Annotated in this window: 10 protein-coding genes and 1 pseudogene; 4 read left to right on the forward strand and 7 right to left on the reverse strand. The window is 70.1% G+C overall.

The annotated features are described in order from the left end of the window. Positions 1 to 133: 133 nt before the first annotated feature. Positions 134 to 910 carry a DeoR/GlpR family DNA-binding transcription regulator gene (locus tag ACNNMR_RS34465; RefSeq protein WP_420000584.1) on the forward strand — a complete coding sequence of 259 codons (777 nt, stop codon included), beginning with the start codon at positions 134 to 136 and terminating at the stop codon, positions 908 to 910. A 20-nt stretch (positions 911 to 930) separates the two neighbouring features. Here ACNNMR_RS34465 and ACNNMR_RS34470 read toward each other — a convergent pair. Next, a pseudogene (locus ACNNMR_RS34470) lies at positions 931 to 4,278 on the reverse strand (PQQ-binding-like beta-propeller repeat protein); the annotation flags it as partial. Between the two features lie 293 nt (positions 4,279 to 4,571). On the opposite strand from ACNNMR_RS34470, the gene ACNNMR_RS34475 reads away from it, so the two are divergent. Then, positions 4,572 to 5,459 (forward strand): S1 family peptidase, encoded by an 888-nt coding sequence (locus ACNNMR_RS34475; RefSeq protein WP_419998613.1) that lies wholly within the window; start codon positions 4,572 to 4,574, stop codon positions 5,457 to 5,459. 25 nt (positions 5,460 to 5,484) lie between these two features. On the opposite strand, the gene ACNNMR_RS34480 is transcribed toward ACNNMR_RS34475, so the two are convergent. From ACNNMR_RS34480 to ACNNMR_RS34495, 4 genes are read right to left on the reverse strand one after another with little or no spacing between them, the layout of a single operon-like run. Then, positions 5,485 to 6,354 (reverse strand): carbohydrate ABC transporter permease, encoded by an 870-nt coding sequence (locus ACNNMR_RS34480; protein ID WP_419998614.1) that lies wholly within the window; start codon positions 6,352 to 6,354, stop codon positions 5,485 to 5,487. Continuing rightward, positions 6,351 to 7,313 (reverse strand): carbohydrate ABC transporter permease, encoded by a 963-nt coding sequence (locus ACNNMR_RS34485; protein ID WP_419998615.1) that lies wholly within the window; start codon positions 7,311 to 7,313, stop codon positions 6,351 to 6,353. The genes ACNNMR_RS34480 and ACNNMR_RS34485 overlap by 4 nt, the downstream gene beginning before the upstream one ends. Further along, positions 7,310 to 8,659: an extracellular solute-binding protein gene (locus ACNNMR_RS34490; RefSeq protein ID WP_419998616.1), complete on the reverse strand. Its 1,350-nt coding sequence runs from the start codon at positions 8,657 to 8,659 to the stop codon at positions 7,310 to 7,312. Before ACNNMR_RS34490 ends, ACNNMR_RS34485 begins: the two co-directional genes overlap by 4 nt. 27 nt (positions 8,660 to 8,686) lie before the next feature. After that, complete coding sequence (locus ACNNMR_RS34495; RefSeq protein WP_419998617.1) at positions 8,687 to 10,210, reverse strand: alpha-N-arabinofuranosidase; 1,524 nt, start codon at positions 10,208 to 10,210, stop codon at positions 8,687 to 8,689. A gap of 221 nt (positions 10,211 to 10,431) precedes the next feature. Here ACNNMR_RS34495 and ACNNMR_RS34500 point away from each other — a divergent pair, with 221 nt between their 5' ends. Further along, positions 10,432 to 11,598: an aldose epimerase family protein gene (locus ACNNMR_RS34500; protein WP_419998618.1), complete on the forward strand. Its 1,167-nt coding sequence runs from the start codon at positions 10,432 to 10,434 to the stop codon at positions 11,596 to 11,598. Here the strand turns inward: ACNNMR_RS34500 and ACNNMR_RS34505 are convergent. Beyond that, on the reverse strand, positions 11,585 to 12,454 hold the full coding sequence (locus ACNNMR_RS34505; protein WP_419998619.1) for a glycerophosphodiester phosphodiesterase: 870 nt from the start codon (positions 12,452 to 12,454) through the stop codon (positions 11,585 to 11,587). The genes ACNNMR_RS34500 and ACNNMR_RS34505 overlap by 14 nt on opposite strands. Before the next feature lie 106 nt (positions 12,455 to 12,560). Continuing rightward, positions 12,561 to 15,032: an alpha-L-arabinofuranosidase C-terminal domain-containing protein gene (locus ACNNMR_RS34510; protein ID WP_419998620.1), complete on the reverse strand. Its 2,472-nt coding sequence runs from the start codon at positions 15,030 to 15,032 to the stop codon at positions 12,561 to 12,563. A 208-nt stretch (positions 15,033 to 15,240) separates the two neighbouring features. Here ACNNMR_RS34510 and ACNNMR_RS34515 point away from each other — a divergent pair, with 208 nt between their 5' ends. Next, entirely contained in the window at positions 15,241 to 16,383 is a 1,143-nt protein-coding gene (locus ACNNMR_RS34515) for a serine hydrolase domain-containing protein (protein WP_419998621.1), read from the forward strand. Positions 16,384 to 16,441 lie beyond the last annotated feature (58 nt).

A 16,441-nucleotide genomic window follows, 5' to 3' on the forward strand; every position in this document is an offset into this window, starting at 1 on the left:
AATGTTCGCTCAGCAGCTGTGGCCGCTCCAGAAGCCATGACGAGCGGGGTTGATCCGCCGGAGGCGAGGATGTTCACTTCACAGGAAACGAACAGGAGACGTCATGGAGGATGAGATCCCGCGGCCGGCGGACATGAGCGCACGAAAGCCGCGCGAGCGCCGGGAGCGGATCAAAAGCCGTGTCGTGGACGAAGGGTTCGTACGGATCGAGCAGTTGGCCGACGAGCTCGGCGTGACACCCATGACCATCCGGCGGGATCTGGACTATCTGCAGAGCAGGGGATGGCTGCGGAAGGTCCGCGGCGGCGCGACCGCCCAGCCGTCGACCGCGTTCCACGGCGACGTCCGCCACCGCACCCAGGCCATGGTGGCGGAGAAGGACGCGCTCGCGCGGGCCGCCCTGCCGCTGGTCAGGCCCGGGCAGTCGGTCATCGTCGACGACAGCACCACGGCGCTGGCGCTCACCCGGCTGCTCGCCCAGCGCGCTCCGCTGACCGTGATCACCAACTTCGTGCCCGTCACGCAGGCCCTCGCCGGCAGCCCCGGCATCGAGCTGATCTCCCTGGGCGGCACCTACTACCCCGCGTACGACGCCTTCCTCGGCCTGCGCACGGTGGACGCCGTGACCAGCCTCTACGCCGACACGCTCTTCGCCTCCACGACCGCGATCACCCGCGGCCAGTGCTACCACCAGTCGCAGGAGACCGTGGCGGTGAAGCGGGCGCTGATGGAGGCCGCCGCCCGCAAGATCCTGCTCGTCGACCACACCAAGTTCCGCCGCCGCGGCCTCTACCAGCTCGCCCCCGTCAGCGCCTTCGACCTGGTCATCGTCGACTCCGGCATCCCGGCCGCCGAGCTCGACGCGCTCCAGGCCGATGGCGTGGAGGTCCTGGTGGCGGAGGCGGAGTAGCGGACGCCGCCCCCGCGCCGCGCGGCCAGCGCGTGGACGGTGCCGTCGTCCGTGAGGACGAAGACCCACTCGCCGCTGACCGACAGCGCCGAAGCGACGCCCGCGCCCAGGTTGTACGACGCGAGCCGCTTCCCGCTCGCCCGGTCGAGGACCAGCAGCCGCCCGTCCCACGTGCCCACGTACACCCGCGACTTGGTGACCACCGGATGCATGGTGGGCGACCCGGCGCCCGCCTCGCAGCCCATCGCGACCCGCCACTTGTCGTCCAGCGGGCTTTCGCCCGGCAGATAGCCGACGGGCGTCTCCCACACCGGCTTCGACGGGTCGGCGGCACGCGTGTCGTACGCGCGCACCTTGCCGTCGCGCCCGGCCACATACGCCATGTCGCCCCACCCCGCCGGGCTGGTCAGCGGCGCCCGTCCGGGTTCGCAGACGCTCTCGCCGCCCGCCTTGGCGTGCCACGTCACCGCGCCGGTCTGCGGGTCGTGGCCGCGGAAGCCGCTCGCGGTGAAGGTCACCAGCCCCCCGCTCCTGGTGAGCAGCGGCGAGGAGTGGCTGTCGATGTCGCCGCCGGTGTCCTGCACCCACTTCTGGGTGCAGGTCGCGAGGTCCATGGCGATGACGGAGTTGCTGGAACCCGAGTGCAGATAGGCGGTGTTGGAGCCGGGCTCGCGCACCACTGCGCTGTGGAACTGGCCCCAGGAGGCTGCCGCCGAGAAGCCCCCGGGCAGCGCCTCGCCGCTCTCGGCGTCGCGGCAGCGCACCTTGTCGTAGTCCTGGTAGACGGCCACGTCCCGGTCCTTCCCGGCCACCTCGAAGACGCTCACCGGGCCGCCCGCGCGGCCGTAGCGGCGCACGGTGTCGCCGTGCCGCTCCTCGCGGTCGACGCGCTCCCAGGCGACCTTCCCGTCGCCGGCGTCCAGCGCGTACACGCGGCCGACCCCGGTCGTGAGATAGACCCGCCCGCCGTGCAGGGTGGGCGTGGACTCCGCGTCGCCGTCCAGATAGGTGCGCCAGAGCTCGCGCCCGGTGGAGATGTCGTAGGCGAGCATCATGCTGTACGGGGAGTCGAAGGCGCGGGACGACACGATCAGCTTGCCGTCGGCGACCACCGAGCCGTTGAGGTTGAACTGCTCGCCGGTGTTACGGGCCCACTTGAGGTCGAGCCGGGCGCCCGGCTCGTCGCCGCTCGCCGAGCGCCCGGCCTCGTCGCCGCCCTGGCGGAGCCAGTCCTGGCCCGCCTTGGGGGCGGGGAGGTCCGCCACCACCTTGAAGGTGTGCCGGGTGGTGGTCCACCGCTCGCCGCGGGTGTCGTACACCTTCGTCTCGGCCGTGTACGCGCCGGGCAGCAGCCCCTGCAGCCGACCGCTCGCCCGGGTCCAGGAGGTACGGGCCTCAGGGCAGGGTTCGGGACGGCCGCCGGGCGGGGTGTAGCAGTTCTCGATGCCGGGGCGGGCAGCCGCGCCGCCCGATCCGAAGTCCAGGGTCTGGCGCTTGACGGCACGGCCCCGGGCATCCCGTACGGTCAGCTTCGCCTTGCCCGGCGTGCGGCCGTCGTCCTCCGCGTACACCTCGACCGGGACCCCGGCGTCGGCGCCGTGCAGGCTGCCCTGGGCCGGGCTGACCAGCGCCGCGTCGTCGTCGACCTCGAACTGGCGGTGGCTGCCGGTGACATGGCCGGTGTCCTCATTGCGCCGCGTGTCCGGGTCGTCGGTGATGGTGCTGAAGTCCAGCACCTTGTAGTCGGGGCGGGCCCCGTCGATCCCGTATGTGCCCTGGTTGTTGATCTCCACGGAGCGCTTGAAGGCGCCGCGGCGGAACTCCGCCTGCTGGTTGTGCCCGGCCGCGACCATCCGCACGTCGTACTTGGCCAGCTCGTCGATGATGGGCTGCATGCCCGCGCCCGGACCCCACTGCGTGAACAGCGAGCGGTGCCCGAAGACGAACACCTGCTTGCCGACGGCGTGCCGGGCCAGGTCGCGGCGCAGCCACGCGAGCTGCGGGGCGAGGCCGCTGGCGTCGTAGTTGTCCTCCAGGACCACGATGTGGCGGCCGTTGCGGTTGAAGCTGTACCACTCGGGGCCGAGGTTGCGGCGGTAGTACTCGAGGCTGCCCGCATAGCCCTTGGAGCTCGCGGTGCCGCCGAAGTCGTGGTTGCCCATCACCGGGTAGAAGGGGTGGCCGAGCCTGCCTTCGGTCAGGCCCTTGCGGAAGAGGTCGTAGCCGCCCTGGCGGCGCGGCTCGTCCGCGTAGTCGGTGACGGTCAGGTCGCCGGTCGCGATCTGCATGGTCGCGCCGTCGACCTCGGACATCGCCCGCACCTGGCCGGTCCACATGGGCAGCGCCTTGCGGGCCTCCTCGTCGGTGCGGTTGCCGACCTCGGTGTCGGAGTTCATCACCCACTTCTCGGTGGGGTCGGCGGCGTGCTCGTCCTTGACGAGGGCGAAGTCGATGCCGTCGGCCCCTTTCTCCGGGACCTTGTGGAAGTACGCGGGGATGTGGTCCGCGCGCAGCGCCGGCGTATAGCCGTCGGGGGAGACGATGCTGACCAGGTCCGTCTCGCGGCGGTCCGGGTCGATGTCCAGGCGGTACGAGCCGTCGGGCCCGGTGGTGGCCCAGACCGCGCCGTCGGTGACGTCCACGCCCGGCATCGGGTCCTCGCCGGCGTCCCGCTTGCCGTCGCCGTCGGCGTCGTCGAAGACCGTGCCGGTCACCGTCGCCTGCCCGGCCGCCGCCGGGGTGCCGGCGAGCGCGGTCTGCGGGGCGAGGCAGGCCAGCGCCACCACGCCGGTGGTGGCGAGCCGCAACCGCGGACGCCGCGGCAGTCGCGGCAGCCGGCGCCCGCGCCGCAGCTGCCGTACGGCCAGCAGCAGCACGGCCGCGGCAAGCCCGGCCAGGGCAACGCGCGCCCAGGGGAACGACGGTGCGGCGTGCGCGCCCGCGGCATCGACGATCGGACGCCCGGCGCCCGCGTCGACGGTGGTGCCGTCGAACTCCACCACGACCTTGTCGAGTCCGCCCTGCTCCAGCAGCGCCCGCAGGTCGAGCGCGTCCACGTGGCAGCTCCAGGCCAGCTCGACCACGACGCCGCCGGGCACCCCGCCGTCATCACCGGGGACGCCGGACCCGGTGGCGGCGCAGCCACCCTGGCCGCCGGCCAGCAGCCGGGAGGCCCAGGGCCCGGCCTTGTCAGGGTCGACCACGTCCTGGTGCACGATGAGCCGCCCGCTGGTGACGCCGTCGCCCGTGGCGACGACCAGCTCGGCATGTTCGCGCGAGACATGCGCCGACGCGGACTGGACTCCGGCTCCCAGCACGAGAAACAGCAGCGCGACCGCGAGGCCGGCTGCTGTGCGTATGTGTTTCATAGGGGCGCACAGTAACCAGAAGTTGGCATCCACTGATCAGAATCGAGCAGACTTCATCGAATCGCGGGGAGAAGTTCAACGATCACATGAGGCGGGCGGGGTGGGGCTGGTGTGCATATGAGCGCGTCAACTGCCGCTTCGTGAGGCGGTCTTGAATGTTGAGACAGGGATGGGGATACTCGGCGAGTTGCCCCGCCGGGGTGCGACCCACCTTCGGTTTGGCATGTGCATGTCGCATCAACCTCCGGATCGCCGGACCTTCCGGTGGTCCTCCCCCCATAGGAGGAATTGAGTTGAGGCAGCGAATAACCAGGGCGCGTCTTGTCGCCGCAACCGCGGGGGCAGTCGCTCTCCTCGCCGGAAGCCTGACGCTGGCGGACGCCAATGCCGCCACCGGCGCTCCGGAAGCAAAAACCCTCAAGTCCGTCAAGGCTGATCTGACGGACAGTGCCGTCTCCGGCACCTCCCGCGCCATCGACAGAGCCACCGGAAAGGTGATCGTCACCGCCGACCGTACGGTCAAGGGCGAGGCGCTCGCGAAGCTGAAGAAGCAGGTCGCCGCGCAGGACGGCAAGGCGGTCCTCAAGCGGACGGCCGGCAAGTTCGAGATGTTCATCGCCGGCGGCGACGCCATCTACACTGGCGGCTCGCGCTGTTCGCTCGGGTTCAACGTCACCAAGGGCGGCCAGCCGTACTTCCTCACCGCAGGCCACTGCGTGGAGCTCGGCGGCACCGACTGGTCCGAGAGCTCCGGCGGTCCCGTCATCGGGACATCCGAGGCAGCGACCTTCCCGGGCAATGACCGCGCCCTGATCAAGTACACGGGCAGCACCGAGCACCCCAGTGCCGTCAACCTCTACAACGGCTCCACCCAGGAGATCACCGGCGCCCGCGCGGCGGTCGTCGGCGAGCAGGTGCAGCGCAGCGGCAGCACCACCCAGGTCCACGACGGCACCGTCAAGGCACTCGACGTCTCCGTCACCTACCCGCAGGGCACCGTCAACGGCCTGATCCAGACCGACGTCTGCGCCGAGCCCGGCGACAGCGGCGGCTCGCTCTTCGCGGGCGGCGACGCGCTGGGCCTGACCTCCGGCGGCAGCGGCAACTGCTCCAGCGGCGGCGAGACCTTCTTCGAGCCGGTCGTGGCCGCGCTCGAGGAGTACGGCGCGACCATCCCGTAAGTCCGTAGTCGTGAAGGGCGGGGCGCTATTGCCCGGCCAGGCCGGTGTGCGCCACGCCCTTCACGATCTGCCGCTGGAAGAGCATGAAGATGATCAGCAGCGGCAGTCCGGCCATGACCAGCGCCGCCATGATCTGCGCGTAGCGGACGCCGTAGCTGGACAGGACGTTCACCAGGCCGACCGGCAGCGTCATCAGCTTCGGGTCGGTGGTCACCAGGAACGGCCACAGGAAGTTGTTCCAGGTGGTGATGAACGTGAAGATGGCGACCGCCGCCAGCACCGGGCGGGACAGCGGCAGCACGATCGTGAAGAACACCCGCCAGCGCCCGGCCCCGTCCACGTACGCGGCCTCCTCCAGCTCGCGCGGCACCGCCTCGAAGAACTTCACCAGAATGAACACCATCGCGGGCACGGCGACCTGGGGCAGGATCACCCCCCAGTACGTGTCCACCATCCCCAGCTGCACCATCTCGATGAACAGGGGCGCGATCAGCACCTGCGGCGGCACCATGATCCCGGCCAGCACCAGCCCGTAGAGCAGCTTCTTGCCCCTGAAGTCCGTGCGCGTGAAGCCGTACGCCGCCATCGACGCCGTCAGGACCGTCAGCAGCGTCGTCACCGCGGAGATGAAGAACGAGTTGAGGAACCAGATCTGGACGTCGCCCGACTCCCACACCTTCTGATACGCGTCGAAGGTGACCGTCGAGCCGATCCACTCCAGCGGCGTCTTCGTCGTCTCGCCCTCCGGCTTCAGCGACGTGGCCACCGCCCAGGCCAGCGGCAGCAGCCAGATCGCCACCAGCAGCAGCGCGATCGCGAGCAGCGCGATCCGGCCCGGGGTCCAGCGGATCCGGCGGCCGCCGGCCGCGGAGACAACAGCGGACAGGACACTCATCGGGCGGCCTCCTCGGCACGTCGCCGGGCCAGCGCGGGCTGCACCAGGGACACGATCAGGATCAGGGCGAAGAAGATGTACGAGACGGCGGAGGCGTAGCCGATCCGGTAGCCGGTGAAGCCCTGCTGGTAGACGTACTGCAGCACGACCCGGGTGGAGTCGTCGGGGCCGCCGCCGGTCAGCAGATACACCTGGTCGAAGATCTTCAGCGAGGCCAGCACCTGCAGCACCACCACCAGGAAGGTGGTGCGGCGCAGCATCGGCAGCGTGATGTGCAGCATCCGCTTCCAGGCGCCGGCGCCGTCCAGCTCGGCGGCCTCGTACAGGTGCGGCGGGATCGACTGCAGGGCGGCCAGATAGAGCAGGAAGTTGAAGCCGACCGTCCACCACACCGTGGCGCCGACGATCGACAGCATCGCGTACCGCTCATCGGTCAGCCAGCCGATGCCCGGGTGCAGGCCGAAGGCGTCCAGCAGCTGGTCGGCCAGGCCGAACTCCGGCTGGTAGATCATGTTCAGGAACAGCAGGCAGACCACGCCGGACGGCAGCAGGAAGGGCGCGAACCAGCTCAGCCGCCACAGCCACTGCACCACCCGCAGCTGATTGGCCAGCAGCGCGAGCACCAGGCCGGTGAGGACCAGCGGGACCGTGGACAGGACGGTGAACCAGACGGTGTTCCAGAGCGAGGACCAGACGTCCGGGTCGGTCAGCGCCTCGGCGTAGTTGTCGAAGCCGGTCCAGGACGAGCCCTTGGCGGTGATGTCCGTATCCGTGAAGCTCATCCACAGTCCGGAGATCATCGGCCAGAGCATGAAGGCCGCGTACAGCAGCAGGAACGGGCCGACGAACAGCAGCCCGTGCTCCGTCCAGCGCCGGCCGACCCCGGTGCGGGCGGCGCCCTGCGCCTTGGGTGCGGCCGGGGCAGCGGGGGTGGCGGCCGTGGTGGATGCCGTGGTCATGACGCGGCTCCCGGGAGCGGGTTGGGGGTGTCGAGGAGCGTGCGCAGGCGCTTCTTGGCCTCCGTTACGGCGCTGCGCGGGCTGCGGGTGCCGGTGAGCACGCCGGAGAAGACCCCGCCCAGCTCGATCCACATGCGGGAGGCGGAGCCGGCGAACCAGGCGGGGTCGTCGAGGGCGACGTCGTCGATCACGCCGCGGTACTCCGACTGCGGCTTGAGCTTCACATACGCCGGATCATCAAGGACCGGGGTGTACGCGGGCACATGGCCGCCCTTCGCCCAGTCCACCGAGTGCCTGAGCATCCAGGCGACCAGGGTGTGCGCGGCCCGGTTCGGCGCGCCACCGCGGTCGCGCTGCTGCGGGAGGACGAAGGCGTGGCAGTCGGCCTGCACGCTGGGGCGGCCGAAGAGGCCGGGGACCCGGGCCATGGAGAACTTGGTCTTGGCGAGCTGGTACGTGGACACCTCCCACTCGCCGTTGATGTGAAAGCCGAAGCCGCCGCTGCTGAACTGCGCCACCGAGCCCGCGTAATCGACGCGGCGCAGCATCAGCCCCTCCTCGCCGAGCCGGGCGAGGTACTCCAGCACCTGCAGCGCCTTGGCGTCATCGAGCGCGAGCCGCTTGCCGTCGGCGGACAGCACCCGGCCGCCGGTCTGCGAGTAGAAGGTGGAGAACAGCCGCCACGGACCGATGCAGTCCGGGCCGAGCGTCTCGCTGACCAGGGCGGGTTTGCCGGTGACCTTCTTGATCGCCCGTAGCGCCGCGGTGAAATCCGCGGTCGAGCCGATCGGCTTCAGCTTGCCGTCGCCGTCCAGCAGCCCGGCCTTCTCGCAGACCTCGGTCTGGAAGTAGAGCACCATCGGGTGGGTGTCGAGCGGGATGGCGTACTGCTTGCCGCCGAACCGCCCCCGCTCCCACATCTCCGGGGTGAAGTCGTCCTTCTGCACCCCGAGTTCGGCGAGCAGATCCAGGTCGAAGGCGTCCAGCAGCCTGCCCGGCGCAAAGCCCGGCACCCGCGCCAGGTGCATCGCGGCCAGCTCCGGCGCCCGGCCGCCCGCACCCGCCATGCCGAGCTTGGTGTAGTACGGGGCGCCCCACTGGAGCACCGTCGTCTCCAGGTCTATGGAGTCGTGCCCGGCGGCGAAGGCGTCCAGCATCTCCGTCATGTTGACGCCGTCGCCGCCGGCGAAGAGATGCCAGAAGCGCAGCCGGGTCTTGTCCGAGGCGACCGCGTCGTACGGCGCCGAGCAGCCGGCCGCGAGCGGGGTCAGCGCCCCGGCCGCGGCCAGCGCGCCCGCGCCGGTGGCGAGCGCCCGCCGCCTGGTCAGGGGAGGTCGTGAGTGCATTGCGGCTCTTTCGGCAGGGGACAGGCCTCAGGCGAGGCGGATCATGGTCCAGGACAGCGGCTCGAGGGTGGCCGCGAGGCCGCCGGCGGTCAGCGCCGCGCCCTCGCCCGGGTGCGGTGCGACGCGCTCCGGGTCCGCGAGGGTGTTGGCGGCGTCGGGGTCGGCGTCGGCGAGCACCGAGTGCTCTTCGATACGGGTCAGGCCAAGGCCCGCGTCGAGCGCGATCTGCAGCGGCAGCGCCTCGGTCTGGCTGCGGTTCACCGCGAAGACGCTGACGCCGCCCGACTCCGGGTCGCGCACCGCGGTCGCGTGCAGCAGCGGCACCTCGCCGTACTTCGCGGTGGTGTACGTGGGCGAGTCCACCCGTACGTCCAGAACCTCCCCGCGCCCGTGCCGGGCGGCCTGCGCGAACGGGAAGAACGTGGTCTGCCGCCAGGCCGGGCCGCCCGGCTCCGTCATGATCGGCGCGATGACATTGACCAGCTGCGCCAGGCAGGCGGCCGTGACCCGGTCGGCGTGCCGCAGCAGGGTGATGACGAGGGAGCCGAAGACGACGGCGTCGGTGACGGAGTAGCTGTCCTCCAGCAGCCGCGGCGCCTCCGGCCAGTCCAGCGGCTCGGCCGCGGACTGCTCCTGGTGGCGCCGCATGTACCAGACGTTCCACTCGTCGAAGGACAGATGGATCCGCTTGTCCGACTTGAGCTTCGCGCCGACGTGGTCGCAGGTGGCGACGACGTTGTCGATGAAGGACTCCATGTCGGCGGCGGAGGCGAGGAAGGAGTCGCGGTCGCCGTCCAGCTCCTCGTAGTAGGCGTGCAGCGAGACGTGGTCGACCAGGTCGTACGTCTCCGTGAGCACCTCGGCCTCCCACGCGCCGAAGGTCGGCATCGACTGCCCGGAGGAGCCGCAGGCGACCAGCTCCAGCTCCGGGTCGTACTGCCGCATCGCCCGCGCGGTCTCGGCGGCCAGCCGCCCGTACTCGGCGGCGGTCTTGTGGCCGGTCTGCCAGGGCCCGTCCATCTCATTGCCGAGACACCACATGCGGATGCCGTACGGCTCCTTGTCGCCGTGCGCGATCCGCCGCTCGGCGAGGGCGGAGCCGGCCGGGTGGTTGGCGTATTCGAGCAGTTCGAGGGCCTCCGGTACGCCCCGGGTGCCGAGGTTGACCGCGAGCATCGGCTCGGACTCGGGGCCCAACTTCTTCAGGAAGCCCATGAACTCGCCCAGCCCGAAGGCATTCGGCTCCGTGGTCCGCCAGGCGAGGTCGAGGCGGCGCGGGCGGTCCTCGACCGGGCCGACCGAGTCCTCCCAGCGGAATCCCGAGACGAAGTTGCCGCCCGGGTAGCGGATCGCGGTGACGCCCAGCTCGCGGACGAGGGCGAGCACGTCCTGGCGCAGGCCCGCGGCGTCCGCCTCGGGGTGGCCGGGCTCGTAGATGCCGGTGTAGACGCAGCGGCCGAGGTGCTCGACGAACGAGCCGAAGACCCGGGGGTGCACCTGCCCGACGGTGAAGGCCGGGTGCAGGGCGAAGCGGGCGGTGGGGGAGGGCATGTGGATCCTTTCGCGCTCGTTCGAGATCCCGAACGTTGATCAAGACTTCGAACGGAAGGTAGATGTGCCTGGAAGACGCGTCAACGGGTCGGACCGAATTCGACGCGCGTTCGACAATGACGCGGAGCGTTGACAGTCCAAGACCCCCTTCGTAGGGTCACGCCGTCAGTTCGAACGGTGTGCGAAATCTCGAACCAAGGCTTGAGGAAAGGGGAGTTCCCATGCCCATCAGCAGACGTGGCGTGATCGCGGCGACGGCGGGCGGCCTCGCCGCGGCGGGCGGCCTGGCGGCGCCGGCGGCGGCAACGGGGGCGGGCGCGGGGGGCCGGGAGGCCCCGAAGCGGGCTCCGTTCGGCAAGCTCGCCGACGGCACCCGCGTGGATGTCTGGACCTTCGCGAACGGCGGCACCCGCTTGGCCGTTCTCTCGTACGGCGGCATCGTGCACCGACTGGAGCTGCCGGACCGGCGGGGACGGTACGCGAATGTGTCGCTCGGCTGCGCCGACGTCGAGGGTTACGTAAAGGCGGAGACGTACTTCGGTGCGCTCATCGGGCGCTACGGGAACCGGATCGCGGGCGGCACCTTCACGCTCGACGGCAAGACCTATCAGCTGCCGAAGAACGACAAAGAGAACAGCCTGCACGGCGGCACGAAGGGCTTCGACAAGCGGGTCTGGGATGTGGAGCCGTTCGTCAAGGGCGGGAATGTCGGGCTGACGCTGCGGTATGTGAGCGCCGATGGGGAGATGGGGTATCCGGGGACGCTACGCACACGGGTGGATTACACGCTCACCTCGCGGGGTGAATTCCGTATCGACTACGAGGCCACCACCTCGAAGCCGACCGTGGTGAACCTGACCAGCCACACGTACTTCAACCTCGCGGGCGAGGGCTCGGGCGACATCTACGGCCACGAGCTGCAGCTCGACGCGGCCCGGTACACGCCGGTGGATGCCGGGCTCATCCCGACGGGGGAGCTGGCTCCGGTGGCCCGGACGCCGTTCGACTTCCGTCGCTTCAAGGCGATCGGCGCGGATATCCGTGACCGGCATCAGCAGCTGCTGTACGGGCAGGGGATCGATCACAACTTCGTGCTCGACAAAGGGATGACGCGGGCCGCCGAGCGGATTCTCACGGTGCGCGAGCCGGGGTCGGGCCGGACGATGACGATCTCAACGACCGAGCCGGGGGTGCAGTTCTACACGGGCAATTTCCTGGCGGGGACGATTGTCGGGACCTCGGACCGGATCTACCGCCAGGGCGACGGCTTCTGCCTGGAGACGCAGCACTTCCCGGACTCGCCGAACCAGCCGTCGTTCCCGTCCACGGTGCTGCGGCCGGGGGCCACGTATCGCAGCACGACCGTGCACGCGTTCAGCGCTGGGTGAGCGACTGGGTGAGTGACTGCGGATAGTCCGTGATGATGCCGTCGACGCCGAGACCGGCCATCTGGCGCATGGCGCCCGGCTCGTCGACGGTCCACACATTGATGTCCATGCCGAGCTGGTGCACCCGGTCGACCAGCGCCTGATCGGTGACCGTGTACTGCGGATTCACCTGATCCGCCCAGGCGCTGAGGGCCACCAGCTCGGCCTCGGTCGGCCGGTCGGCGTCGAGGAAGCCGAAGGGTATCCGCGGCAGCCGGCCGTTGAAGACCCCGGCATCGTCCAGCTCGAAGGACTGCACGGCCAGCTTGCCGCGCGCCAGGGCGTCCCGCACGTATCCGGGCTTCGCCTCGAGGTAGCTCGCGAAGTCGGCTGCTATGCCGGTGCCGTAGTGCCCGCACGGGCTGATCTCGGCGAGCAGGGCCGATTTGCGGTGGACCAGCTCGATCACCCGGTCGACGGTGATGATCGGCGCACCCGCGTACTTCTCGTGGAACCAGGACCCGGCGTCCAGCCGCTGCAGCTCGGCCCAGGTGAAGTCGGAGACGCGGTAGCTGGGCCGGCCGGGGAAGACCTCCTCGACATTGGTCGTGCGCTGCATCGTGCAGTCGTGGAAGTTGACGAGCTTGCCGTCCTTGGTGCGCTGCACATCGATCTCGACGAAGTCGGCACCCTGCCGCACCGCAAGGCGCGTCGCGACCTCGGTGTTCTCGGGCGCCACGCCGGAGGAGCCGCGGTGGGCGATGACATCCGGCCCATCGGTGGCAGCCTGTGCGGCGGAGGGGGCGGCGAGGATCCCGGCGGCGGCGAGTGCCACCGCCACCGGGACCGTGCGCATCAGGGTTCGCAGAGGTCTCACAATCCGCCTTGTCTCTGGGGGAGTTGATGCCAGTGAGCCTGAGCGGCGGAGGTGAAGCAAGACCGACGGATCGGTAACTTAGTTATGTCCATGACATGGCGGGCATCTACTCCTTGATCCGCAGGAACGTCACCGAATGGGCCGGGAAGGTGTACGCGAAGCGCTCCGCGACGCCGTCGAAGACCGACCGCTCCGGCTTGACCGGCCGCGCGTCCTTCGTGTTCTCCGCCCCGGGGTCCGCCGTCAGCGTGGTGACGTCCGCCCGTCGCCCGGGACTGCTCCCCGCCCCGAGGGAGATCTCCGTACGGGCCGCGTCCGCCTGCGCGTTGACGACCTTGACGATCAGGTCGCCGGTGGCCTTGTCCCGCGTGACCACCTGCCGGAACGGCTCCGCCTTCTTGTCGTCCGTGAATTCGCCCCACTTCTCGCCGTCCAGGTACAGCGCCACCGTCCGGCCGCGGACCTTGACCTCCACGTCGTACGCCCGCCCCGTCTCGATCTTCGTGTCCTTCTGCAGCATCGTCTCCTTGCCGCCGTCGACCGTGCGCTCGACGGCGGAGGTGGTGTTGCCCCAGCCGCCCAGGTTCCACCAGTAGTGGTTTCCGGTGTCCTTGAGGCCGAAGGCGACCAGGAAGCCCTCCTTGCCGGACTTCTTCGTGGCCTTGAGCTTCAGGTCGTAGTTCTGCCACTTGGGATCACCGGCCGTGACCAGCGTGTTCTCCGCCGCCTCGTCCGACTGGACGTACGCCCCGTCCTGGACCGCCCACGCACCCGTGCCGGTCCCCGGCTTCCACTTCCCGGCACCGGCCGAGAAGTCGTCGGCGAAGAGCTCCTCGCCGCCCTCGCCCGTCACCTTCACTTCGTCGTACGCCGCGCTGGTCGCCCAGGTGGACAGGCCGATGCCGCCGGTGATTGGCCCGGACGTCAGCGGGGTCTCGGAGGCCTTCGACGGCACGACCGAATCCCCGGCGTTGTTCATGAAGAGCTTCTGCACCTCATAGTTCGCCGAGCCCCACGATCGGGTGTTGTCGAACCAGATCATGTCCGGGTCCCACTGCACCGTCCCCTCACCCGCCAGCAGCGGCGCGTACGAGGCCAGCTTGACGATGTCCGCATTGCGCTCCAGGCCGGTCATGTACGCCGCCTCGGCGAGGGCATTGCCGAACTTGTTGTCCTGGGAGGCGTACTCGCCGAGGAAGACCTTCGGGCCGCCGCGGTCGTACGCGTCGTAGCGGTCGTTGTTCTCCAGGAACCAGCGCGGGCTGTTGTAATAGTGCTCGTCGACCATCTCCACGCCGGCTTCCCGGTTGAGCTGCCAGGCGCGGTCGAAGGTCTGGCCGGAGTCGTCGGGTCCTGAGTTGGAGACGATCGTGATCTCCGGGTGCTTCGCCTCGATCGCCGCTTGGTACTGCTTGAAGCGGGCCATGAACTCGTCGGGCAGATTCTCCTCGTTGCCCACGCCGAGATGGGTCAGGCCGAAGGGCTTCGGGTGGCCCATCTCCGCCCGCACCTTGCCCCACTTGCTGCTCGCCGGGCCGTTGGCGAACTCGATCAGGTCGAGGGTGTCCTGGATGTGCCGCTTGAGCAAGGCCGGGTCGTCCGTCGCCTTGTTCTGCCCGCAGCCGGTCACCATCGCGGGGACGACGGGCAGCGGCATGGCGCCGATGTCCTCGGCGAACTGGAAGTACTCGTAGTAGCCGAGGCCGTAGCTCTGGTTGTAGCCCCAGAAGTTGGCGTTCGTCGCCCGCGTTTCCACCGGGCCGACCGTGTCCTTCCATTGGTACGAGCGCTTGCGCTCATAGCCCGAGGCCGCGTCGTAGCCCTGGTGGCTGCCGGTGTTGACCAGGCAGCCGCCCGGGAAGCGGACGAAGCCGGGGTGCAGCGCCTCGACCTTCTCGGCGAGGTCCTTGCGCAGGCCGCCCGGGCGGCCCTTGTACGTATCGCGCGGGAAGAGCGAGACCATGTCGAGGCCGGCGGGGGTGGAGCCGGACGCGATCGTCAGGCGGCCGGTCGTGGATGTCCGCCGCGCGGTCAGCGACGCCTTGTACTTCGCCCAGCCGCCCCGTGCGGTCACCTTGCGGGCGGTCGCGAGCGCGCCCTCGCCGTCGGCGAGCGACACCGTCAGCGGCGCGTTGCCCTCGGCCCGGGCCCACACCGAGAAGTCGTACGACTTTCCCTTCTCGACCGCTATCCCGGTCCTGAAGCCCTTGTTCGTCACGGACGAGTTCGCGCCGAGGGCGAGGTAGTTGCGGTTGCGCTCGTTCAGCCGCCCGTCGTCGCCCTGCACCTTCGCCGAGCCGCTCGTGTCCCAGCCGGTCAGCGGCGTGTACTTCGCGTTGTCCGCGGCCGAGAACTCGAAGGACCGGTTCTGCGCCAGCTCCGCGTAAATGCCGCCGTCCGCGGCCTGGTTGATGTCCTCGAAGAAGACCCCGTACATCGAGTCGTCGATCTTCGCGCCATTGCCCGCCGTATCCACGTCGATCGTGTAGTCGGCGGGCTCGGCGGCGGCGGCTCCGGGGGCGGGGGCCAGGAGCGAGGCGGCGAGCAGCGCGCTGAGCCCGAGGCGTCTGAGTGTCATGAGGGGAGGCCTCCGCAATTGAATGTTCGAAATATCGGACATTGTGCAGCACTTCGAACGAGACCGTAGGGATGGGGAGTTGCCCCGTCAATGAGTTGCGCAAGGTGGGGCTGGCTGCAGTACGGATCCGGCAGGGCTCCCCAGTGATCGGGCGCGGTGATCCAGGAAGGCTGTTGCCCGTACCGGTCAGCCAAGCCGAGGAGACGCCATGACCCGCTCGACCGCCCGCCGCACCACCGCTTCCTTCCTCCTCGCCGCCGCGCTGGTCGCCGCCGTCGCGCCGGGCGCCAGCGCCCTGGACGGCGGGGACGGCGGCTCACAGCGCGGCAAGGACCGGGTGCGGCAGGGGCTGGAGCGGCTCGTGGGCGAGGACGGGGTGCCGGGCGCCCTGGCGTACGACGGGCGCCGGACGCGCACCGCCGGCACCGCCGAGGTCGGCACCGAGCGGCCGATGCCGGGGCCTGACGCGAGCTTCCGGATCGCCAGCCAGACCAAGTCGTTCACCGCGGCAGCCGTGATGCGGCTGGTGGCCCACGGCGAGCTGGGGCTCGACGACCGCGCCGGGCGGTACGTACCGCAGCTCGCGGACCGCGACATCACCGTGCGGCAGCTGCTCAAGCAGCGCAGCGGACTGCCGGAGTTCGTCACCCAGGTGGACTGGACCCGCCCCGACCCGTACACGACCGAGGAGTATCTGTCGCTGTCGCTGCGCCAGGACCCCGACTTCGCGCCGGGCGCCGACTGGGGTTACTCCAACACCAACTACCTCATCCTGGGCATGATCATCGATAAGATGTCGGGCACGGATTTCCGAACCTACATCGAGCGCCACATCATCGAGCCGCTCGGCCTCGACGGCACGTACTGGCCCGCCCGCGGCGAACTCACCCTGCGCGGCCCGCACGCCCGCAATTACGGGGTCAACCCCATGAACCCGGAGGCGGGCTTCACCGACATCACCGACCTGCCGGGCTATGAGTTCGGCCCGTCCGGCGGGCTGGTCTCCACGCCGCGCGATCTCGACAGGTTCTGGAACGGCCTGCTCGGCGGCAAGCTGCTGCCGCGCTGGGCGGTGCGGCTGATGACCCACGACACCAGCAGCGTGGACGGCCGCAGCGAGTACTACCCGGCGGGCACCAGATACGGCTACGGCATCGCCCGGATCCCGCTGAGCTGCGGCGGCACCTACCTGGGCCACGACGGTGACCTGCCAGGCGACTCGGTGCTCGGCGGCCGTACCGCGAACGGCCGTACCGCCACCGTCTACACGACGGCGAATGCCTCGCAGGACGCCGGGGCGCTGCGGGACCTGCTGGGGACCGTGGACGCCGCGCTCTGCGAGAAGCGCTGACAACGCCCGACGGCCGGCCCGCGGATGCGGACCGGCCGTCGGCTGCGTTCAGCGCGAG

It is taken from the genome of Streptomyces boninensis, from assembly GCF_048572725.1.
GTDB lineage: Bacteria > Actinomycetota > Actinomycetes > Streptomycetales > Streptomycetaceae > Streptomyces > Streptomyces boninensis.